Source organism: Corallococcus sp. M7 (assembly GCF_054512695.1).
In genome coordinates, this window is the sequence record NZ_CM137252.1 from 9,006,612 (window position 1) to 9,027,023 (window position 20,412).

Consider the following 20,412-nt stretch of genomic DNA (forward strand, 5'->3'; position numbering starts at 1 on the left):
AAACCAACTGTCTTGTCGGACGCTAGACGAAGTCCTCCGCCGCTGACTACCCGAGTTTCGACGCGGCGCGAGCAACTGCCCGCGCCCCGCCCCCGGAAGCGTCCGGGGGCGGACAACGCGCAGCAGGGCCGGAAACTCGGCGCGGGAGGGCTATTCGCCCAGGTACGCGCGCCGCACCTCGGCGCTGTCCAGGAGCGCCTTGCCGGGACCGGCCATCACCACCTCGCCCGTCTCCAGCACGTAGCCGTAGTGGGCGGCGTTGAGGGCCAGGTGCGCGTTCTGCTCCACCAGGAGCACGCTGACGCCGGTGGCGTTCACCTCGCGCAGCGTGCGGAAGATGGTCTCCGTCACCTGCGGCGCCAGGCCCAGGGACGGCTCGTCCAACAGCAACAGCTGCGGCTTGCTGAGCAGCGCCCGGGCGATGGCCAGCATCTGCTGCTCGCCGCCGGACAGCGTGCCCGCCAGCTGCTTCTGACGCTCGCGCAGCACCGGGAACAGGCCGAAGCCCTTGTCCATGTCCTGGCGCACCTGGGCGGTGTCCTTGCGCAGGTACGCGCCCAGCTCCAGGTTCTCGAACACGGTGAGGTTGGGGAAGATGCCCCGCCCCTCCGGCGCGTGCGCCATGCCGCGCGGCACCAGCTGGTGCGCCTTGAGGCCGGTGATGTCCTGCCCCGCCAGCGTGATGCGGCCCGCGGACGGCTTGAGCATGCCGCTCACCGCGCGCAGGGTGCTCGTCTTGCCCGCGCCGTTGGCGCCGATGAGGGCCACCATCTCGCCCTTGCCCACCGTCAGGGACACACCCCGCAGCGCCTGGATGGCGCCGTAGCGGACCTGGATGCCCTCCACCGACAGGAGCGGCTCGAACGCGCGCCGCTCGCCCAGCACCTTCACCGGCTCGCTCACGCCGCGCCTCCGTGGGACTCCAGGTAGCTGTCGCCCAGGTACGCCTCGATGACCTTGCGGTCGCTGCGCACCTCCGCCGGAGCGCCGCGGGCAATCGTCTCCCCGTGGTCCAGCACGGTGATGCGCTCGCAGATGCCCATCACCAGCTTCATGTCGTGCTCGATGACCAGCACCCCCAGCGAGAACTCGTCGCGCAGCCGGCGGATGAGCACCATCAGGTCCGCCTTCTCACGCGTGTTCATGCCCGCCGCGGGCTCGTCCAAGAGCAGCACCTTGGGGCGCGTGCCCAGCGCGCGGGCGATCTCCAGCCGGCGCTGCTCGCCGTAGGGCAGGTTCTTCGCCTCTTCATCGCGGCGGTGCGACAGGCCCATGACCTCCAGCAGGTGCTCCGCCTGGCGCGTCAGCTCGCGCTCCTCGGCCTGGAAGCCGGGGGTGAGCAGGAGCGCGCGCCACCAGTCGCGGTAGTTGCGCATCGCCGTGCCCGCCTTCGCCAGCGGGCCCATCACCACCGGGTGCAGGGAGCCCTGCGCGCGGCAGGCCACCTTCACGTTGTCCAGCGCCGTCAGCGCGCGGAACAGGCGGATGTTCTGGAACGTGCGCGCGAGGCCCAGGTGATTGATTTGATGCGGCACCCAGCCGTTCACCCGCTGCCCGGCCACGCGCACCTCGCCCTCGGTGGGCTGGTACACGCCGGTGAGCACGTTGAACGCGGTGGACTTGCCCGCGCCGTTGGGACCAATCAGGCCCAAGAGGTCGCCCTGGCGCACGGTGAGGTTGAAGTCCGTGAGGGCCTTGAGGCCCCCGAAGCGGATGCTCACCCCGGACGCCTGGAGCAGCGCGTCCCCAGTGCCCGAGGCGGAGACAGGAGTCACGGCGGCGCTCATGTCAGCCCCTTCTTCTTCCGGGGAAGCCACCGGGGCAGCACGTCCCAGAGCTCCTTCGTGCCGAACAGGCCCTGCGGCCGGGCCAGCATCAGCACGACCAGGAGGATGCCGTACACAGGCATGCGGATCTGATCCACCTTCTGCGCCAGGCTGCCTCCCGCGCCCAGCGCGCCGAACAGCGAGCGAAGCCCTTCGGGCAGCAGCGTGAGGAAGATGGCCGCGACGATGGCGCCCGTGCTGGAGCCCAGCCCGCCCAGCACCACCATGACGACGATCTCCATGGACTTCACGAAGGTGAACGAGCCCGGGTTGATGATGGGCACGAAGTGCGCGAACAGGCCGCCGGCGATGCCCGCGAAGAACGACGAGATGACGAACGCGCGGACCTTGTAGCCGGTGGTGTCCACGCCCATGGCCTCGGCGGCCACTTCATCCTCGCGGATGGCCCACAGGCTGCGGCCGTGGCTGGAGCCCGCGATTCTCCGAGCCACCAGCACCACCAGGAAGACCCAGAAGTACACCATGGCCACGCTGGAGTACTGCGGGATGCCGGAGAGGCCCAGCGCGCGGCCGAAGGCCTCCGTGTTCTGCACCACCACGCGGATGATCTCACCGAAGCCCAGCGTCACGATGGCCAGGTAGTCCCCGCGCAGCCGCAAGGACGGCAGGCCCACCAGGAAGCCGCACAGCGCGGCGGCCACGCCCCCCGCGAGCAGCGCCACGGTGAAGAGCACCTGGTCGCTGGCGGCCACCGGCAGGAAGGACAGCGCCACCTCCTTGAGCGACAGGGACGTGACGCCCGCGATGTACGCGCCCACGGCCATGAAGCCCGCGTGGCCAATGGAGAACTGGCCCGTCATGCCGTTCACGATGTTGAGGCTCACCGCGAGGATGATGTTCACCCCCACCACGGACAGCAGGTACGTGGCGAAGGGCGAGGTGTTCAGCAGCACGTCCGCCAGGACCACCACCGGCACCGCGATGAGCACGGGCAGGATGCCGCGCAGGGCCGGGGGCACGCGGCCCACGTCCACGTCGGTCAGCGTCGTCACGCCTCCAGGCTGGGCCGCCATCAGACCTTCTCCGCCGCGACGCGGCCGAACAGACCACCCGGCTTCACCAGCAGCACCAGGATGAGGAAGCCGAAGGCCACCGCGTCACGCCAGGTGCTGGCCGCGTAGCCCACCACGAACTCCTCCACCAGGCCCAAGAGCAGCGCGCCCACCACGGCGCCCGGCACGTTGCCGATGCCACCGATGACCGCCGCCACGAAGGCCTTGAGGCCCACGTACAGGCCCATGAGCGGGCTCACGGACGTGTCCTTGATGGCGTAGAGCAGGCCCGCGCCCGCCGCCAGCGCGCTGGAGAGCATGAACGTCAGCGCGATGATGCGGTCGGTGGGGATGCCCATCAGCGCCGCGGTGCGGTGGTCGAAGGACACCGCGCGCATCGCCTTGCCGAAGCGCGTCCGGTACACGAGGAACTGGAGCCCGGCCATCAGCGCCACGGCGATGAGGAAGCTGATGACCTGCCAGTTCCACACCACCACGTCGCGGTCGCCAATGATGAACCACTCACTGGGGACGATGACCTCCGGGAAGACCCGGGGAGACGCGCCCGGCAAGAAGCCGATGTCCAGTTGGAAGCCGTACGACAGCGCGAACGAGATGCCGATGGCGGTGATGAGCGCGGTGAGGCGCGGCTTCTCGCGCAGCGGCCGGTAGGCGAAGCGCTCGATGAGGAAGCCGAGCAGCGCGCACCCCACCATGGCCACCGCGAAGATGAGGACCACGCCCCACATGGAGCGCTGCGCCTGCCGCCCGAGGGCGAAGGCGGTCGCGTAGCCCATGTAGACGCCGACCATCATCACGTCGCCGTGGGCGAAGTTGATGAGCTTGAGGACGCCGTACACCATCGTGTAGCCCAGCGCGACCAGGGCGTAGATGGTGCCGGCGGCCAGACCGTTGATGAGGTGCTGGATGAGCTGCGACATGTGCCGGGGTGGGCCCTGGGGTTAAGGCGAGATGGTGGTGACGTAGGTGGACTTGCCGTCCTGGACCTTCAGCACCACGGCGGATTTCACCGCGTTGCGCTTCTCATCCAGCGTGATGTTGCCCGCCACGCCGGGGAAGTCCTTCGTCTTCGCGATGGCGGCGCGCACCGCGGGGCCGCTGGTGTCCGGGGCGTTCTTGAGCGCTTCAATCGCGACGCGCGCGGCGTCGTAGCCCAGCGCCGCGAGCGCGTCCGGCACCGCGCCGTTGTTGTCCGCCTTGTAGTCCGCGATGAACTTCTTCACGCGCGCGTCCGGGTTGTCCGGCGAGTAGTGGTTGGAGAAGTAGCTGCCCTCAATGGCGCTGCCGCCCAGCTCGAAGAGCTTCTCGGAGTCCCAGCCGTCGCCGCCCATCAGCGGCACCTTCAGGCCCAGCTCACGCGCCTGGCGGGCGATGATGCCCACCTCGCTGTAGTAGCCCGGCACGTAGATGCCCTCCGGCTGCGTCTTCTTGATGGCGGTCAGCTGCGCGCGGTAGTCCGTGTCGCCCTGGCTGTAGCTCTCCGTGGCGGTGATCTTCCCGCCCATCTCCGCGAACTTCTGGCGGAACACCTCCGTGAGGCCAATGGAGTAGGCGCTCTTGTTGTCCTGGAGCACCGCGACCTTGTTGAGCTTGAGGTTCTCCCGCGCGAACTTCGCCATCACGAAGCCCTGGAACGGGTCGATGAAGCAGACGCGGAAGATGTTGTCGCCCTTCTCCGTCACGGAGGGGTTGGTGGACGACGGGGTGATCATGGGCACGCCGGCCGCCTGGGCCTTCTCCGCCATGGCCAGGGAGCTGGAGGACGCCACCTCGCCCAGGATGAGCACCACCTTGTCCTGGGTGATGAGGCGGGTGACGGCCTGCGCGGCCTCCTCCGGCTTGCTCTGGTCGTCGTACACGCGCACGACCAGCTTCTTGCCCTTCACGCCGCCAGCCGCGTTGGCTTCCTTCACCGCCAGCGCCACGCCGTTGCGGGTGGAGATGCCGAACGTCGCCTGACCGCCCGTCAGCGCGCCCACTTCGCCCAGCACGATGACGTCGTCACCGGCCGGGGGAGCACCGCCACCCTGCGCGGTGGCCGGGGCCTGCGCCGCGGGGGCGCCTCCCGCCTCTCCCGTGGGCTGCGTCTTCTTCTCGCAGGCGGCCGCCAGGACGGCGAGCGCGGCGAGGAGCATCGGGGCAAGTCGTCGCATGCGGGGGCTTCCTCCGGGGGAGATGACGGGCAAAGCCCCGGTTTTCTAGGGGAGCCCTCCCCATGGGTCAAGCGCACAGCTTGGCTCCGGAGTCCCGCCAACACCCCGGAACATCGCTGTCGCCAGCCCCCGCCCCGACCCTGAGTGCGCGCCCTGCCCGCTCAGGGCTCCAGCCAGAAGTGCTCCCGGCCCGACGGTCCCCGGCGGATCCTCGGGAGGACCTGGGGCCCGGCCTCCGGCGTCTCGGCGTCCTCCCAGGCCGGCATGTCTTCATGCGTCAGCGACCACCCGGCGGAGGGAGGGTCGTCGGCGTCCGGCAGCGCGTCAGGCGTCCAGGAGACGGGCTCCAGGGCTGACGCCTCGTCTGGGGCGGACTCCGGAAGAGCCGCCTCCGCGCGACGGCGCAGGAGTCGTCCCGCCACCAGCAGTCCCACCGCGCCGGCCATCCACCCGAGTCCCCGGCCAGGTCTCGTGGCTCGCATTGAAAGACTCCTTCTCGCGCGGACCGGCCCTCCGGACCCGCGCCCTCACAGTGAGGTGTGGGGACGCGCGCGGCCAGCGTGAAGCCCGGGGGTTCTGCTCCTGCATGCCTGCCCCTCGGACAGGAAGCGGGGAGGCGTGTGGCGCGGCGTTGCCAGCGGCGTGCGGCGTACCGAGCCCCTGGAGCATCCAGCACCAGGGGTTTTCTTGGGCGTCATTGAACCCACTTTTCGGGTGATGGCCGTGGCGGACACGTCGGCGTCCACTTCCCCCCAGGAAACCCACTCCAGCGCGCTGGACGGCCCTGGCGCTCCGCTCGCGACCACACCCGACCCGACGTGAAGGCACAAGGAGCCAAGTCCATGATGATCAAGCGCAACGACATCAAGGAAGGGATGACGGTCCGCAGCAGCGACGGCGAGAAGCTGGGCAAGGTGTTCGCCGTGAGTGAGGGCGAGTTCCACATCGAAAAGGGGATGTTCTTCCCGAAGGACTACCTGGTCCGCTACGCGGAGGTGAGCGACATCCGCAACGGGGAGATCTACCTCAACCACGGCCGCGAGGCCCTGCGAGGGCTGTCCGACTCCGGCGCGGTGGGCGCGACGGCGGCGACGGCCACCGGCGCCACCATGGGTGGCATTGGCGCGGGGCTGAAGACGGGCACCACCAAGGTGGAGGAGGTCCCCCGGACCGGCGCGGAGAAGATCGGCTTCAAGGACCGGGAGAAGGACCGCGAGCTGCGCCGCGAGCTGCGCACCGACCTGCGGGCCGACGCGAAGGCCGCCGAGCGCATCGCGAACGAGGACGTCACGCTGCGCACGCACCATGAGGAGCTGGGCGTCACCAAGCACCAGCGCTCCGCGGGCGAGGCGCAGGTTCGGAAGATCGTCGTCGAGGAGATGAAGACGGTGGAGGTCCCCCTGCGCCACGAGGAGGTGGAGGTGGTGCGCCGCGCGGTGAAGGGGAAGGACACCATTCCCGGCGACGTGGCGACCTTCCAGGAGGAGACCATCCGCATCCCCCTGAGCGCGGAGGAGGCGGAGCTGACCAAGCGCGCGTACACGGACGAGGAGATCACCATCCACAAGCGCCCCATCGAGGAGCGCCGCAGCATGGAGGGCCGCGTCCGCCACGAGGAGCTGGGCGAGGTGACGGTGGTGCGCACCGAGGGCGACGTGGACGAGGAGAAGCGCCGCACCGGCTACGTCGCGAACCCAGACATCGATCCACTCAAGCGCTCGTAGCGTCCGCCGGCAGGAAGCCTCACGGTCCTTGTGCTCCGCCCCCCGCATGCCGCGCCTTCACGCGCGCGGTGTGCGGGGGAGGCGGAACTTCCGCGTGTCAGCTCGGCGCGCGGGTGGGCGGCGTCGCGCGGGTGGGAGCCTCTCGCTGGTGGTTCACGGCGGTCTCCAGCCGCTGCGAGTCGCGCAGCCGCTCCGGGAAGAGCCGTCCCGCCAGCGCCGCCAGCGCCGTGTCGCGCGCGGGAGGGCTCGCGGCCATCAGCCGGTCCGCCATGGCATGGGCGTTGGGGAAGCGGGCCGAGGGGTCCTTGGACAGCGCCACCGACAGCACGTTCCACAGGACCGCGGGCACCTCCGGAGGCTTCGTCAGCTTCTCCTGGCAGATGGCCTTCATGGTGTCCAACTCGTCCTCGCGCTCGAAGGCGCGCCGTCCCGTGAGGGCCTGGTAGAGGACGAGCCCCATGGCGAACAGGTCGCTTCGCGCGTCCAGCTTCTGGCCCAGCGCCTGCTCTGGGGACATGAAGAGCGGCTTGCCCTTCACGATGCCCGGCAGCGTCACCGTGCGCTGGGCGCGCACCTTGGCCACGCCGAAGTCCAGCACCTTCACCTGGCCGTCGAAGCCCACCATCACGTTGTGGGGGGACAGGTCGCGGTGCACCAGTTCCATGGGCGCGCCGTCCTCGCCCTTGAGCGAGTGCGCGGCGTGCAGCCCCAGGAGCGCCTGCGACACGATGGCGGACGCCACCGGCGGCTCCAGCGGGCCCTTGTTGGCGCGCAAGAGCCGGTCCAGGTCGATGCCGTTCACCAGCTCCATGGCCATGTAGTACGCGCCCTGCGCCTCGCCGAAGTCGTAGACGTGCACCAGGTTGGGGTGCGACAGCCGCAGGCCGATGCGCGCCTCGTCCAGGAACTGCTGCACCATCTCCGGCTGCGCCGTCAGGTGGGGCAGGATGCGCTTGAGCGCCACCAGCCGCCCCAGTCCCTCCGGCCCGCGCGTGCGCGCGATGAGCACCTGCGCCATGCCGCCCGTGCCCAGGGGCTTCACGACCTCATAGCGGCCAATGCGTCCGCGGTTGACGGGCGTGCCCTCCACGTCCAGCTCGTCCAGCCGCTCCAGCGGGCCCCGGCCGTCCGTCAGCGCCAGGAAGGACAGCACCGCGGAGTCCAGCTGCTCGCCAATCGCCTCCACCAGCCCCATCACCCGCTGGCCGCCGTCCGCGAAGTCCCCGTCCACCACCAGGCCCAGTCCGCCCAGGTTCAGCTTCCCCAGGGTGAGCTGCTGGCAGAAGAGCATCCGGCCTTCACGCAGCTTCCGGGGGCCGCTCCAGTGGGCCGCCTGGAAGACGTCCACGCCCAGCTCGCCCAGGACACGCGTCAGCACGGGCCCTCGCGTGCCCCTCAGCGACACGAAGCCCGCCTTCGCGTGCACCATCCGGGCGCACTGCGTGAGGAACACATCCAGGCCGGTGTCGAGGTCCAGCCCCCGCTCCAGGCAGTCCTCGAGGATGTCGTCGGCCATCCGGTTCACGGCCATCAGGCCGCGCAGGAAGGCCAGCTCTTCTTCCGGGGATTGGAACGCCACGCGTCCATCAATACCCGAAAACCCGGCGGGGATGGAGCGCCCACCGGGTGGGACGTCAGACGCGCTCGCGGTCCACGCGCACCACCGGCGCCAGGCGCTCCGGCAGCTCGGGAGACGCGCGGGTGACGGGGTGCTCCAGCATGCCGTGCCGGTCCAGCATGTGCTCCAGGTGCGCCACGCGCGCGCGCAGCCCTTCCAGCTCCCCGGCGGACACCTGCCCGCGGGCCTGGACCTCGCGCACCCGCAGCCACGTCTCAATCACGGGCTTGAGGGCGAAGCGCAGCGTGAGGCCGAGCAGGGGAATGCCAACGGTCATGCCGGTGACCATGACGATCATCACGGCTTCGGTCAGTTCCATGGGGAGGCTCCGGGGAAAAGAGAGGCGGTCCCCCGGGCCTACGAATGGGGGGACCGGGCGATTGCACCGCCCGGCCCGCGCCCGGGGCGGGGCATCAGCCGGACTTGGCCTGGTCCGTGTAGATGGCGTCCGCGATGCGGTACGCGCTGCCCTCCAGCCGCTGGAAGGCCTCCTTCAGGGCGCCCGCGTCGGAGGTGTTGAGCACGGAGCGCAGGCGCTCCAGGTCCGCCTGGATTTCGCCGCGGTCCTTCTCCGACAGGAGGTTGGCGTACTCCTCCAGGCTCTTCTCCGTGGTGTAGATGAGCCCGTCCGCGTTGTTGCGCAGCTCCGCCAATTCCTTCTTCTTCTTGTCGTCCGCGGAGTGCGACTGGGCGTCGCTGATCATCGCCTGGATTTCGGCTTCCGACAGGCCGGAGTTGCCCACCACGCGCACCTGCTGCTGCTTGCCGGTGCCCAGGTCGCGCGCGCTCACGTGCACGATGCCGTTCGCGTCGATGTCGAAGGACACCTCGATCTGCGGCACGCCGCGCGGCGCGGGCGGGATGCCGACCAGCTCGAAGCGCGCCAGCGTCTTGTTGTCCGCCGCCATCTCGCGCTCGCCCTGGAGGACGTGCACGGACACGAGCGGCTGGTTGTCCACCGCGGTGGAGAACACCTGGCCCTTCTTGCAGGGGATGGTGGTGTTCTTGTCGATGATCTTCGTGAAGACGCCGCCCGCGGTCTCCACGCCCAGGGACAGCGGCGTGACGTCCAGCAGGAGGACGTCCTTCACCTCGCCCTTGAGCACGCCGCCCTGGATGGCGGCGCCCACGGCGACGACCTCATCCGGGTTGATGCCCTTGTGGGGCTCCTTGCCGAAGAACTCCTTCACCTTCTGCTGCACGCGCGGCATGCGCGTCATGCCGCCCACCAGGAGGACCTGGTTGATGGCCTGCGCGGTGATGCCCGCGTCCTTGAGCGCGATGCGGCACGGCTCGATGGAGCGGTCGATGAGGTCCGCGACCAGGGCCTCGAAGGTGGACCGGTCCACGGTCTCCGTGAGGTGCTTGGGGCCGGACGCGTCCGCGGTGATGAACGGGAGGTTGACCTCCGTCTCCGGCGCGCTGGACAGCTCGTGCTTCGCGCGTTCGGCGGCTTCCTTCAGGCGCTGGAGCGCCATGCGGTCCTTGCGCAGGTCCAGGCCGTTGTTCTGCTCCGCGAAGCGCTTGGCCAGGTAGTCGATGAGGCGCTGGTCGAAGTCCTCGCCGCCCAGGAACGTGTCGCCGTTGGTGCTCTTCACCTCGAACACGCCGGCGGTGAGCTCCAGGATGGAGATATCGAACGTGCCGCCGCCCAGGTCGTAGACGGCCACGCGCTCCGTGGTGGCGTCCTTCACCTTGTCCAGGCCGTACGCGAGCGCGGCGGCCGTGGGCTCGTTGATGATGCGCAGCACGTTGAGGCCGGCGATGCGGCCCGCGTCCTTCGTGGCCTGGCGCTGGCTGTCGTTGAAGTAGGCGGGGACGGTGATGACGGCCTCGGTGACGGGCTCGCCGAGGTAGTCCTCCGCCGTCTGCTTCATCTTCATCAGCACGATGGCGCTGACTTCCGGCGGGCTGTAGCCCTTGCCGCGGATCTCCACCCAGGCGTCGCCGTTGGGGCTGGACGCCACCTTGAAGGAGGAGACGCCAATGGCCTTCTTCGCCTCCGGCGAGTCGAACTTGCGGCCGATGAGGCGCTTGGCCGCGAAGACCGTGTTCTCCGGGTTGGTGATGGCCTGCCGCTTGGCAATCTGGCCCACCAGGCGTTCACCGGAGTCGGTGAAGCCCACCATGGAGGGCGTGGTGCGGCTGCCTTCGCTGTTGGGGATGACCACCGGCTCGCCGCCTTCCATCACGGCGACGCAGGAGTTGGTGGTGCCCAGGTCGATTCCAATCACCTTCGCCATGACTACTGACTCCCCCCGGAGGAACTGTCGGACGGCGCGGAAGTCTGGGGCTCCGCGCTGCTTTCTTCAGAGGCCTTCGGTGCTTCCGTGCCGGCCGCGGGCGCGGCGGCTTCCGGCGCCGCGGCGACGGGCTCCGGCGCCGCGACGACTTCCGGCGCGCGGGCGACGACGACCATGGCGGGACGCACCAGGCGGTCGTTGAGATAGAAGCCGCGCGTCACCTCGAAGAGCACGTGGCCCGCCGGGACGTCCGCGGACTCCACCTGCTGGATGGCTTCGTGCAGGCGCGGGTCGAAGGGCTGGCCCTTGGCGGAGAAGCCCTTCACGCCGTGGCGGGCGAGCGAGTCCTCGAAGGACTTGCGCGTCATGGCCACGCCCTTCTGGAAGCTGTCGAAGTCGGGGGACTTGCTGGCGGCGTCGAGCGCGCGGTCCATGTTGTCCACGACGGGGAGTAGGTCCTTGAGGAGCTTCTCCACGCCGAACTTCTGGACGTCCTCCTTCTCCTTCTGCGCGCGCTTCCGGTAGTTCTCCAGGTCCGCGGCGGAGCGGATGGCCCGGTCCTGGAAGTCCTTGGCGCGCTCGTGCGCCTCCTTCAGGCGCTCCAGCGTCTCGCGGGCCTTGGTCTGGCTGAAGTCCAGCTGCGCGCGCAGCGACTCCACCTCCTGGCGGAGCGCGGCCGCGTCCTCGGTGGGGGGAGTGACCTCGGGGGTGGCGGCGTCCGCTTCAGCGGCCGGGGCGGAGACGTCCAGCTCCACCTCCGTGCCCGCGCTGTCCGCGTCTCCGTCCATCCGACGCTCGACGCTGCGAACCGCCTCGTCGATCACGTCCTGCCCGATGTCCGTCTGGATGCTTTCCTTGTCCTTGGTACCCGACACGGCGCGCACTATCTCACGCGACGCTGAGCGATCCAACAGGACCCAGGGCGGTCGCGCATGCCCGGCGTGCGGGCAGGCGCGACTTCATACGCAGCGGAACTTCACGTCCCGGGCGCGGGTTTCTTGCGTCCCAACGTTTTCTTGGAAGCTGGTTTCTTCGGGGCCCGGGCGCCCTTGGGGGCGGCGGGAGCGCTCGCGGTCTTCTTGCGCCCGATGGACTTGTTGCCGCCCTTGGACGCGCCGGCGCTCTTGGCGCGGGGCGGGCGGCTGGGGGCGGCCTCCTCCTCCGGGGCGGCCCTGGCGGCCCTGGCCTCGGCGGCGGGCGGAGGGGTGGAGGCGGCGCCGGGGGTGGAGCCGGGCTTGAAGGCCTCCTCGACGGAGGTCTCCACGCGGCGCACGGCGGTTTCAATCTTCTCCGCGGCGGTCTTGGTGGTGGCGGCGGCCCAGGTGCGCAGCTGCACGAGGCCTTCCTTCACCTTGGCCTGCTTCTCCGGGTCCTTCACTTCCTTGAGGAGGCGCTCGGCCTCGCCGCGGAGGTCGTCCGTGGTGCGCTTGAGGTCCTCGCCGGTGCGCTTGAGGAAGTCCATCAACTGCCTGTCCCACTTCTCGGCCATGACGCGTCTCCTCCGTCGTCTGCTCGAAGCCATCCAACTGCACGTATCGACCGTGCGCAAAGCCTTCCGCGCTGTCCGTGTAGGACGGCGGAGCGCGCCATCGATTGCCGTGTGGCAGTGCGTCAGGGGCTCCGCCGGGGTGCAAGTGGGGGGGCTCGCGACAGTCGGATGGCAGACACGTTAAGGTGCGTGCCCTCTTCCGGGAAGGCCGCGTTGGGGCGGGCCCGGTGCTGGAGCGTTCCTCTATGTCGTCCCGGTCCTTCCGAGCGCTGTCATCGCTCGTGGTGTTCACGTCCCTGTTCGCGCTGGTGGCCTGCGGTTCCAACGAACCGGGCTCCGAGGGGCCGGTGTTGCCCCAGGTGACGCTGCAGGCGGCGACGGTGGGCGCGGCCTACGAGAAGACGCTGACGGCGACGGGCGGCACGCCGCCGCTCACGTATTCGGTGGACCAGGTGCCGCCGGGCTTCTCCTTCTATGGAGACAGCGGGCGGCTGGTGGGCCCCGCGACGACGGCCGGCGAGTGGGCGATGACGGTGGTGGTGCGCGACGCGAAGGGCGCCCAGCACACGCGGGGCTATGCGTTGCGCGTGTGGCCGGCGCCGGTCATCACCACGCCGTCGCGGCTGCCGAACGCGCCCGAGGGCAGCGCCTACACCTTCACCTTCAGCGCCACGGGCGGAGCACCGCCCCTGACCTGGACCCAGGTGAGCGGGGCGATTCCGGACGGCCTGGATTTGACGGAGGACGGGGTGCTGACCGGCACGCCCTTCGGGCCGGCGCTGTATGAGTTCACGCTGCGGGTGGAGGACGCCAACGGCGCCCACGCGGAGGCGGTCATCCAGGTGCCCGTGCCCACGTCGGGCGGGGAGCTGCCCGACGGCGGCCCGGTGACGGACGGCGGGACGAAGCCGGACGGTGGGACGAAGCCGGATGGCGGCACGGATGGCGGCACGCAGCCGACGGCGGTGCCGCTGAAGGTGGGCAACTGGAACATCGAGTGGTTCGGCTCCACGGCCGAGGGCCCCACGGACGAGGCGCTGCAGCTGACCAACGCGACGGCGGTCATCGCGGACGCGGGGCCGGACGTGATGGGCGTGGCGGAGATCGTCGGCGTGGAGGCGTTCAACTCGCTGACGGGCGGGTTGTCCGGATATGGCGGTCTGTTGGCCAACGACTCCAGCCAGGTGGGCGGAGCGACCTGGTACTACAGCTCGACGAACCAGAAGCTGGGCCTGCTCTACAAGACGAGCACGGTGCAGGTGGTGAGCGCGAACGTCGTGTTGGAGGACTGCGCGCTGGACTTCGCGTACCGGCCGCCCTTGCGCGTGGACCTGAAGGTACTCCGGGGCGGTTCGCCGGTGGACCTGACGGTGATGGTGCTGCACATGAAGGCGTACGCGGACTCGGATTCGTACCTGCGGCGCAAGGGCGCGGCGGTGTGCCTCAAGGACTACCTGGACACGACCCTGCCCACGCAGAACGTGATGGTGCTGGGCGACTGGAACGACGACGTGGACGCGTCCATCTACACGCCCTACGAGTCGCCGTACCTGAACCTGGTGACGGATTCCGCGCGCTACAAGTTCCTCACCCAGGCGCTGTCGGAGTCCGGGGAGCGCTCGACGGTGAGCAACAGCCAGTTCATCGACCATCAGCTGGTGACGAACGAGCTGGCGGCGTACCACGTGGCGAACACCACGAAGGTGCTCAAGCCGAGCATCGTCAGCTACAAGAGCACCACGTCGGACCACTACCCCATCTTCAGCCAGTTCAACTTCGGCTCGGCGGCGCAGTCCGGCAGCGTGCGGGTCACGGCGCCCAACGGCGGTGAGACGCTGAACGCGGGCCAGACGTTCAACATCACCTGGACGTCCAGCAACGTGTCGCAGGTGAACATCACGTACACGCTGGACGGGACGGTGTGGCGCTCGGTGGCGTCGGGCCTGACGGCGTCCACCGGCCGCTACACGTGGACGGTGCCGAGCGAGTCCTCCACGGCCGTGAAGGTGCGCGTGGCGGACGCGGCGCGCGCGGACGTGGCGGACGTGAGCGACGGCGCGTTCACGCTGACGCGGCCGGTGCCGCAGGTGTTCATCAACGAGTACCTGGCGCAGCCGTTCAACGGCCCCGCGGGGACGCCGAACTACGACGAGCAGTTCGTGGAGATCTACAACTCCGGGACGACGGCGGTGGACCTGAGCGGCTGGAAGATCCACGACGCGAAGTCGTACTCGGGCGTGGAGGCGGCGCGGCACACGTTCGTGTCCGGCACGGTGCTGCCGGCGGGCAAGGCGTACGTGGTGTACTCGGGGCCGTCCGCGGTGCCGGTGGGGGCGCAGTACGCGACGTACGCGAACAACAACGGCTACGGGCTGCGGTTCGACCGGGGCGTGAACCAGCAGGGCGCGGGTGACATCGTGTACCTGGTGCGCGCGGACGGGACGGTGCAGGACAGCCACTCGTACCAGAGCGCCGACGTCTACGTGTACCAGGGGTATTCGTTCAACCGGACCCCGGACCTGAGCCCCACGGGATACTGGGACCTGGGCTACAACCAGTCCTATTACTATTACGCGACCCCGGGCATGAAGGCGGACGGCACCGCGTTCTGAAGCGGTTCGCTCTTTCCTCTCTGGATGCGGTCTCCGAATGGGCCCGGCGCAACCAACGCGCCATCCTGGTGGGCAGCGTGGTGGTCATCGCAGGGGTCGCGTTCGTCGTCGTCTCAGCGAGCGTGGGGCTTATCGTGCTCGCGCCCGCGCTGCTGCTCACGACATCATCCGCTGCCCCGGCGCAGCATCTGGTGGAGAGCGCACCATGATGCACTTCTTCGACAAGCTGGAGGTGCTGGGACGGCACTACTCGGAGAGCACCTCCGAGGAGGAGAAGCAGGCCTTCCTCTTCGCGATGGATGCCATCTACTTCATCCTGGGCACCGGGCAGGGCACCGAGTTCGAAGCCTATGTCCAAAGCCAGGAGTCCTCCGCGCCTCCGTTGGTCATCGCCCGGTTCAAGACCCGAGAGGAGGCGGAAGCCACCATGAACGCGCGAAAGCCCCCAATCGATTCGGCACGCGTGCTGATTGGAGACGACTACTACTCCGCCATGTTCGTTCCAGCCACGGGACGGACCCATCTGGTCTTCATGCCCCCCTTCATGGAGCACTACCTCCAGGAGATGGCGGATGAGCGGCGCCAGCCGTCGGGCCTGTCCTTCGCCACGAAGGTGGAGGCGGAGGCGTGGATGAACCAGCAGCCCACGCCTCCCCAGCAGGTGGTCATCGACATCGCGGGGGCGCCGTATCTGGCCGCCTACCATCACCGCATCGACTACCGCGTCCTCTATCCCCTGCCTGCCCCCACGCCTCCATCTCAGGAGACGTGAGGACGGTGAGGCGGTGATTACAGCCGGAACTGCACGCGCACGCCCGGCTGAATCCAGACGTGGATCTGCTTCTCGTCGTCGGACAGGTCGTTGCTGACTTCCGCGGCGTCGCCCAGGCGGATCGCGCCCTTGTTGTACTGCCCCACGGACGCGGAGATGTAGGGCCCCACCGCGATGGAGCGGGTGAGCTGGAGGTCCACGCCGAAGTGGGCATGGCCCAGGTCATAGCCTTCCAGCTTGAACCAGGCGCTGTTGGAGCCTTCGCCCACTTCCAGCGAGCCGATCTCATAGCCCACGCCCACGCCCACCCACGGCGAGACGAAGCCGTCCGGCCGGAAGTGGTAGTCCAGGTCGATGCCGAAGCGCAGGACCTTGCTCTTGCAGTCCACGCCGTCCGCGCACTCGTCACCGGGACCAGAGCCGATGCCGTACTGGAAATAGGCGCCCAGCGAGAGCTGCCGGTTGAAGAAGTAGGAGACGTCCACCTGCGGCGCCAGGGTGCTGCCGAACGTGTCCTTCAGCGAGAGGTCCGTGCCGGAGTCGCCCACCGGAATGCCATAGGCGCCGCGCACGCCCAGCGCGAGCCCGGAGTTCGAGGGTTCCTGCGCCGCCGCCGGCAACGCGCCCAGGCAGGTGGTCAGCGCCAGCGATGCGATGATGTGTCGAGCAGTCATGTCGTCCAGGGTGAAGGGGCCGTCGTCCAACGGCGGTGGAGTAACGGCGCGCCACGATGCAAGCCCACGGCCAGGACCTCTCCCATGCGGGGGCACGGATTCCGCCGCGTGGGAATGGCCCCGGAACACGACAGGAATGTCAGTCTTTCGTTTCAGGACATGGCAGGTTCGCGTCCTGCCAGCGCCCTGGAGCAAGCCATGTCCTCCCTCCCGACCGAAGACTCCGACCTCGTCCGCTGGCTGCGCGCCGAGCGCGAAGCCCGTGGGCTGGCCCGCATCGAGCTGTCCGCTTCGTTGAAGCACCAGGGAGAGCTCCTGGATGACACGCTGCTCTTCACGGCACCGGACGGGGCGCTGACGTTCGGTTCGCTGCCGGCGGCACCGCGCGCCCAGGTCCAGGGACTGATGCGGCGGCATCACGCGTCGGCGCCCGGGCTGGGAGACATCGCGCTGTCCATCGTCTGCGACGCAAACGCGGCGCCGCGCATCCGGATGACGGACTCGGCTACGCGGGAACAGGATGCGAAGGAGCAGGCCTGCGCGGAGGCCCACTTCGATTCGCGGAAGTACGGACGCGCGCTGGCGCAGCGGGTGGCGGAGCTGCTGGACGCGGGAGCGGACCTGTCCATCACCGTCGACCCGCGCGAGGGCGTGTCCCGCGCGCTGTGGCGGTCCGGGGATGGCACCTACGCGCAGGGGCTCCGGTACATCCAGGGGGACTCGCGGGCCCAGCGGACCTTCGCTTCGCGGGACGAGTTCAGCCGCTGGCTGGCGGAGCAGAGCGATGAGTCCCTGGCGAAGGAGGACTTCCCGGATGACCCGCGCATGTGGGGCGTGGCGACGTTCAACCGCGAGTTCTTCGCGCGGAAGACGGGCCGACGGTCCTAGGTAGGGCTTTTCACTCAGGACTCTTGAGGTAGGCTGGGTTTTTGCTTCCCAAGCCCGTGCATTCCCATGCGTGTCACCCCTATCTGTTAGGTTTGAAGGATGGAGGTGACCCATGATGTCGCTGTCCACTTCGGTCATTCCCCTGGTGCTGACGGTCCTGCTGGGCACCACGGCGGTGGCGCAGTCCCGCACTCCGGGGGTCCGGGAGCGCAAGGCCCGGCAACTCACGCTGCGCACGGAGGAACCGCCGGTGCTGCATCCGCTGCATGTCGCGGCGCATGAATTCACCACCGTCACCTTCGATGCACCCATCGTTCCGGAGTCCGTGGACCGGAGCGTGCTCGCGCCCTATTTCTCCCGCGTGGCGGTGCATGAGGACGTGCTCGTCCTGAAGGCGGCCATGGATGTTCCCGCTGGGAAGGAGCCTGTGATCACCGTGCGCTTCGCGGGGCCCGGTGCTCCAGCGCAGGTGGGGTTCGTGCTCACGACCGTGGCGGCGGAGGTGGATTCACAGGTGGAGGTGTTCCGGCAGGGGCGCACCGCGCAGGACCTGGGGAAGGAGCTCGCGGACCTGCGGGCCCGGTGCGTCGCCACCGAGGCGGGGCTCGCGACGCTGCGTGCGCAGTGTGCACTGCGTGGACTGGGGGGCGCGGTGTTGATGGGGGATGTCACCCAGGAAGGCGTCGCCGTGACCTACTTGCCGGAGCTTCCCGTGAGCATGGGCATGATCGCCATTGGCCCACATGTGCTCTACCGCGCGGCGAACACCCGAGTCCTGTCGACCTCGCTGCTCAACCCCGAGGGTTCAGCCCCTTGGCTCCCGGGCTTCGCCCGGATGACACCGCGCGGGCCCGGCGCATTGCCGGTCCGTGAGATTCCCCTGCTCATGCAGGTGAAGCAGTTGGCGCCCGGGGAGCGAGCCACCGTGGTGGTGGAGTGGCGCGCGCTTCCGGAGCTGCCCGAGGGCACGCGCTTCTCATTGGAGCTGCTGGACGCGACGGGCGAACGCGGCGTCCGCTGGGAACAGGGGGTGCCATGAGTCCACATGAGACAACGTCCGGCGAGCACGCAGGGCTCATGCGTCACGCGTCCACGAGACCTGCCCGGAAGGCCCTCAGCCCTGCCCCTCCTTCAGTTCGGCTGATGGTGGTGGACGCGATCCCTGTCGGCACGCCTATCGGAGACTGGCGCGTCGTCCAGCGATTGGCGGCAGGCGGATACGGCACGGTCTATGTCGTGCACGCGAAGCATCGTCCACGCGGCAGGCGGTACGCCCTGAAGCTGGCACGCCAACCCGACAGCCCCTGGTTCTCACGCGAAGCGGAAGTGCTGTCCCGCTTGCGGCATCCGGGAGTGCCTCGCTTCGTGGCATCGGGAAGCTGGCGGCCGGGCTCCGGGAGCTACCCCTTCCTGGTCATGGAGCACGTGGAAGGCGAGTCGCTTTATGCGTGGGCCCGCGCTCGCAACCCCACGGCGCGGGAGATGGGCGCATTGTTCATGCAGGCCGCGGAGGTCCTGACCTTCGCGCACCGACGTGGCGTCCTGCACCGCGACTTCAAGGGAGACAACATCCGTGTCCAGCCCGGTGGACGGCTCACCCTGCTGGATTGGGGGGCGGGCTGGCATCCCGAGGCGGAGCCGCTGACCGGAACGGGCCAGCCTCCTCCCGGCACGGCGCTCTACGCCAGTCCACAACTCCATCGTTGGCGGATGGAAGCGCCTTCAAGACAAGCGCTGGAATCGCTTCGCTACAGCGTGACGGATGAACTGTATGCCGTGGGCGTCACCTTCCACCGGTTGCTGACCGACGCCTATCCAGCGCTCCCTCTGTCTGAAGAGGGATGGGTCCGTGAATGGCCAAACCCGCGCGTGCCGGAGGCGCTGGCATCGCTCGTCGCGCGTCTGCTCGCGTTCTCGCCCGAGGCGCGGCTTCCGAGCGCATCCACGCTGGCCTCCGAACTGCATCAAGTCCTGGCCCATGCGGATCCAACCTGGGACCTGCCCCTGTTCGATTGGGCCACTCCGACCTCTGCCTCTTCACGCACGACACAGGATGCGCCCGGGATGGCGGGGCCCATGGCTCCAGGCCAGGAGGCGCCGCTCCAGCACGCACGTCTCCAGCGCCTGGACCGGCTCCAACGCCTTCGCGAAGCACGCGAACTGCGTCGCCGGGTCCCCGGACAGGTCGCCCGGGTCGAAGCCCGGGCCATCCTCGCCGCGAACGGGGTACGCCGCTGGCGGACGCTGCGGCCCCTGTTGCGCTGGGCGGCCGCGGGGTTCGCTTGCGTGCTGGTCCTCGTATGGCTGGGCTGGAGCCTGGGGGGCTTCTCGAAGTCAGACATCCACGTGCCGGAGCGGCCCTCCACGCCTCTCGTGGCGCGAGTGCCCGGGCCCGACCAAGCTGCCGCGTCCGGAGCGGCCCTCTCCTTCCCCGCGCCGCTTCCGCTGGAGAAGGAAGCCATGAGCATTCCCTTGAAGCAGGACCGCCCGGTTCGCGACCGCGCGCTGGCGCGAGGCTGCACGTTGGCCGTCGGCGCGGCATCGACCCTCATCGCTTGCGCGGGCGCACAGGTGGTGCCCCAACCCCAACGCTGCCCCACGGGGACCCTGGAGGCGATGAAGGCGCTGAACGTGCGGCGGGATGGAAAGGCGGCCATCACACTCGACGTCCGCTATCCCTTCCGTCCGGACGCCATCCTGGCCACCGTGGGCGACGGGGACATCGTCAGCGTTCAAGAGGACAAGCATGGCGGGCTTCCGGAAGGGACCCTGCTTTATGGCCGGTTGTGGACGGGGGGCGAGGAGGTGGTGGGCCGCTACACACGAGCGGAGACGCCTGACGGTCGCACCTACCCGGTCTGCTTCGTCCTCGGGAACAGTGATGGCCGGTGGCCGAAGGTTCCGGGCTCCAAGCCTGGTGCCGTGCTCCTCCCAAGAAACGTGGGCTACACCGTGGTGGACGCGTTCCCATAACGGCCATGCGCCTGCGGTAAGACCTGGAGGATGAGCCACATCCTGGAGAACGAAGCGTTCCGCTCCGTCGTGCTCTACCACCCCAAGCCCACCGAGGGCTGGCGCTATGCCATCTACACCCAGGAAGGCGTCACGGATGGGAGGCTGCTCGACAGCACTCCCTCCACTTCCTTCGAGGAGGCCCGGGCCTGGATGGAGCAGACGCTGGTGGAGCTCTTCGGCCGCCGCTCCACGCTTCGCTGGAAGGAGACCTCTCCCGGATGGTGGACGGGCGAAGTGATAGACGGCGAAGCATGAGCGGCCCACGCCGCGCGACGCCAACAGCTCAAGCAGCGGCATCCGACGTGCCGCTCCCCACCAAGAGCCTCTCTTGCCTACGAGCACCGAGCGTCCTACTTTTCGAGCA

Annotated in this window: 19 protein-coding genes; 7 read left to right on the plus strand and 12 right to left on the minus strand. The window is 69.1% G+C overall.

Going from position 1 to position 20,412, the window contains the following annotated elements:
• Positions 1-150: 150 nt before the first annotated feature.
• The 6 genes from ACX114_RS36140 to ACX114_RS36165 form a co-directional block, all read right to left on the minus strand.
• Complete coding sequence (locus ACX114_RS36140) at positions 151-903, minus strand: ABC transporter ATP-binding protein (RefSeq protein WP_427298605.1); 753 nt, start codon at positions 901-903, stop codon at positions 151-153.
• Positions 900-1,787 (minus strand): ABC transporter ATP-binding protein, encoded by an 888-nt coding sequence (locus ACX114_RS36145; RefSeq protein WP_459291990.1) that lies wholly within the window; start codon positions 1,785-1,787, stop codon positions 900-902. Before ACX114_RS36145 ends, ACX114_RS36140 begins: the two co-directional genes overlap by 4 nt.
• A complete protein-coding gene (locus ACX114_RS36150) occupies positions 1,784-2,860 on the minus strand; it encodes a branched-chain amino acid ABC transporter permease (protein ID WP_459291992.1) in 1,077 nt (358 codons plus the stop codon). Before ACX114_RS36150 ends, ACX114_RS36145 begins: the two co-directional genes overlap by 4 nt.
• Positions 2,860-3,780 carry a branched-chain amino acid ABC transporter permease gene (locus ACX114_RS36155; RefSeq protein WP_459291994.1) on the minus strand — a complete coding sequence of 307 codons (921 nt, stop codon included), beginning with the start codon at positions 3,778-3,780 and terminating at the stop codon, positions 2,860-2,862. The genes ACX114_RS36150 and ACX114_RS36155 overlap by 1 nt, the downstream gene beginning before the upstream one ends.
• Positions 3,781-3,801: 21 nt before the next feature.
• Positions 3,802-5,013, minus strand: coding sequence for an ABC transporter substrate-binding protein (locus ACX114_RS36160; RefSeq protein ID WP_459291996.1), 1,212 nt, complete (start codon positions 5,011-5,013; stop codon positions 3,802-3,804).
• A gap of 161 nt (positions 5,014-5,174) precedes the next feature.
• Positions 5,175-5,495, minus strand: a complete 321-nt coding sequence (locus tag ACX114_RS36165; protein WP_459291998.1) for a hypothetical protein — start codon at positions 5,493-5,495, stop codon at positions 5,175-5,177.
• Between the two features lie 360 nt (positions 5,496-5,855).
• On the opposite strand from ACX114_RS36165, the gene ACX114_RS36170 reads away from it, so the two are divergent.
• Positions 5,856-6,737 (plus strand): YsnF/AvaK domain-containing protein, encoded by an 882-nt coding sequence (locus ACX114_RS36170; protein WP_459292000.1) that lies wholly within the window; start codon positions 5,856-5,858, stop codon positions 6,735-6,737.
• A gap of 97 nt (positions 6,738-6,834) precedes the next feature.
• Here ACX114_RS36170 and ACX114_RS36175 read toward each other — a convergent pair whose 3' ends face one another.
• The 5 genes from ACX114_RS36175 to ACX114_RS36195 all read right to left on the minus strand — a co-directional run bounded on the left by ACX114_RS36175 (position 6,835) and on the right by ACX114_RS36195 (position 12,087).
• On the minus strand, positions 6,835-8,268 hold the full coding sequence (locus ACX114_RS36175) for a serine/threonine-protein kinase (RefSeq protein WP_459300381.1): 1,434 nt from the start codon (positions 8,266-8,268) through the stop codon (positions 6,835-6,837).
• Positions 8,269-8,371: 103 nt separating this feature from the next.
• Positions 8,372-8,674, minus strand: coding sequence for a hypothetical protein (locus tag ACX114_RS36180; protein ID WP_459292002.1), 303 nt, complete (start codon positions 8,672-8,674; stop codon positions 8,372-8,374).
• Positions 8,675-8,768: 94 nt separating this feature from the next.
• Positions 8,769-10,598, minus strand: coding sequence for a molecular chaperone DnaK (gene dnaK / locus ACX114_RS36185; protein ID WP_459292004.1), 1,830 nt, complete (start codon positions 10,596-10,598; stop codon positions 8,769-8,771).
• Between the two features lie 2 nt (positions 10,599-10,600).
• The gene (grpE, locus tag ACX114_RS36190; RefSeq protein ID WP_459292006.1) at positions 10,601-11,482 is read right to left on the minus strand and encodes a nucleotide exchange factor GrpE; all 882 of its coding nucleotides are present in this window, start codon (positions 11,480-11,482) and stop codon (positions 10,601-10,603) included.
• 92 nt (positions 11,483-11,574) lie between these two features.
• Positions 11,575-12,087: a transcriptional regulator gene (locus tag ACX114_RS36195; RefSeq protein ID WP_459292008.1), complete on the minus strand. Its 513-nt coding sequence runs from the start codon at positions 12,085-12,087 to the stop codon at positions 11,575-11,577.
• Positions 12,088-12,332: 245 nt separating this feature from the next.
• Here ACX114_RS36195 and ACX114_RS36200 point away from each other — a divergent pair, with 245 nt between their 5' ends.
• Both ACX114_RS36200 and ACX114_RS36205 read left to right on the plus strand, forming a co-directional pair.
• A complete protein-coding gene (locus ACX114_RS36200; protein WP_459292010.1) occupies positions 12,333-14,699 on the plus strand; it encodes a lamin tail domain-containing protein in 2,367 nt (788 codons plus the stop codon).
• 205 nt (positions 14,700-14,904) lie between these two features.
• On the plus strand, positions 14,905-15,471 hold the full coding sequence (locus ACX114_RS36205; protein WP_459292012.1) for a head protein: 567 nt from the start codon (positions 14,905-14,907) through the stop codon (positions 15,469-15,471).
• Positions 15,472-15,488: 17 nt separating this feature from the next.
• Here ACX114_RS36205 and ACX114_RS36210 read toward each other — a convergent pair whose 3' ends face one another.
• Positions 15,489-16,145 (minus strand): outer membrane beta-barrel protein, encoded by a 657-nt coding sequence (locus ACX114_RS36210; protein WP_459292014.1) that lies wholly within the window; start codon positions 16,143-16,145, stop codon positions 15,489-15,491.
• Positions 16,146-16,343: 198 nt separating this feature from the next.
• Here ACX114_RS36210 and ACX114_RS36215 point away from each other — a divergent pair, with 198 nt between their 5' ends.
• The 4 genes from ACX114_RS36215 (at position 16,344) to ACX114_RS36230 (ending at position 20,303) form a co-directional block, all read left to right on the plus strand.
• Complete coding sequence (locus ACX114_RS36215) at positions 16,344-17,033, plus strand: hypothetical protein (protein WP_459292016.1); 690 nt, start codon at positions 16,344-16,346, stop codon at positions 17,031-17,033.
• A gap of 112 nt (positions 17,034-17,145) precedes the next feature.
• A complete protein-coding gene (locus ACX114_RS36220) occupies positions 17,146-18,072 on the plus strand; it encodes a DUF2381 family protein (protein ID WP_459292018.1) in 927 nt (308 codons plus the stop codon).
• Between the two features lie 104 nt (positions 18,073-18,176).
• Positions 18,177-20,006, plus strand: coding sequence for a serine/threonine protein kinase (locus tag ACX114_RS36225; RefSeq protein ID WP_459292020.1), 1,830 nt, complete (start codon positions 18,177-18,179; stop codon positions 20,004-20,006).
• Positions 20,007-20,036: 30 nt separating this feature from the next.
• Positions 20,037-20,303, plus strand: coding sequence for a hypothetical protein (locus ACX114_RS36230; RefSeq protein WP_459292022.1), 267 nt, complete (start codon positions 20,037-20,039; stop codon positions 20,301-20,303).
• Positions 20,304-20,412: the final 109 nt, after the last annotated feature.

What these genes read in the sequence shown, in the direction of transcription:
- ACX114_RS36145 (WP_459291990.1), bottom strand. Translation starts at nt 1,787, where the DNA reads ATGAGCGCCGCCGTGACTCCTGTCTCCGCCTCGGGCACTGGGGACGCG.
- ACX114_RS36150 (WP_459291992.1), bottom strand. Translation starts at nt 2,860, where the DNA reads ATGGCGGCCCAGCCTGGAGGCGTGACGACGCTGACCGACGTGGACGTG.
- ACX114_RS36155 (WP_459291994.1), bottom strand. Translation starts at nt 3,780, where the DNA reads ATGTCGCAGCTCATCCAGCACCTCATCAACGGTCTGGCCGCCGGCACC.
- ACX114_RS36160 (WP_459291996.1), bottom strand. Translation starts at nt 5,013, where the DNA reads ATGCGACGACTTGCCCCGATGCTCCTCGCCGCGCTCGCCGTCCTGGCG.
- ACX114_RS36165 (WP_459291998.1), bottom strand. Translation starts at nt 5,495, where the DNA reads ATGCGAGCCACGAGACCTGGCCGGGGACTCGGGTGGATGGCCGGCGCG.
- ACX114_RS36170 (WP_459292000.1), top strand. Translation starts at nt 5,856, where the DNA reads ATGATGATCAAGCGCAACGACATCAAGGAAGGGATGACGGTCCGCAGC.
- ACX114_RS36175 (WP_459300381.1), bottom strand. Translation starts at nt 8,268, where the DNA reads ATGGCCGTGAACCGGATGGCCGACGACATCCTCGAGGACTGCCTGGAG.
- ACX114_RS36180 (WP_459292002.1), bottom strand. Translation starts at nt 8,674, where the DNA reads ATGGAACTGACCGAAGCCGTGATGATCGTCATGGTCACCGGCATGACC.
- dnaK (WP_459292004.1), bottom strand. Translation starts at nt 10,598, where the DNA reads ATGGCGAAGGTGATTGGAATCGACCTGGGCACCACCAACTCCTGCGTC.
- ACX114_RS36195 (WP_459292008.1), bottom strand. Translation starts at nt 12,087, where the DNA reads ATGGCCGAGAAGTGGGACAGGCAGTTGATGGACTTCCTCAAGCGCACC.
- ACX114_RS36200 (WP_459292010.1), top strand. Translation starts at nt 12,333, where the DNA reads ATGTCGTCCCGGTCCTTCCGAGCGCTGTCATCGCTCGTGGTGTTCACG.
- ACX114_RS36205 (WP_459292012.1), top strand. Translation starts at nt 14,905, where the DNA reads ATGATGCACTTCTTCGACAAGCTGGAGGTGCTGGGACGGCACTACTCG.
- ACX114_RS36210 (WP_459292014.1), bottom strand. Translation starts at nt 16,145, where the DNA reads ATGACTGCTCGACACATCATCGCATCGCTGGCGCTGACCACCTGCCTG.
- ACX114_RS36215 (WP_459292016.1), top strand. Translation starts at nt 16,344, where the DNA reads ATGTCCTCCCTCCCGACCGAAGACTCCGACCTCGTCCGCTGGCTGCGC.
- ACX114_RS36220 (WP_459292018.1), top strand. Translation starts at nt 17,146, where the DNA reads ATGATGTCGCTGTCCACTTCGGTCATTCCCCTGGTGCTGACGGTCCTG.
- ACX114_RS36225 (WP_459292020.1), top strand. Translation starts at nt 18,177, where the DNA reads ATGGTGGTGGACGCGATCCCTGTCGGCACGCCTATCGGAGACTGGCGC.
- ACX114_RS36230 (WP_459292022.1), top strand. Translation starts at nt 20,037, where the DNA reads ATGAGCCACATCCTGGAGAACGAAGCGTTCCGCTCCGTCGTGCTCTAC.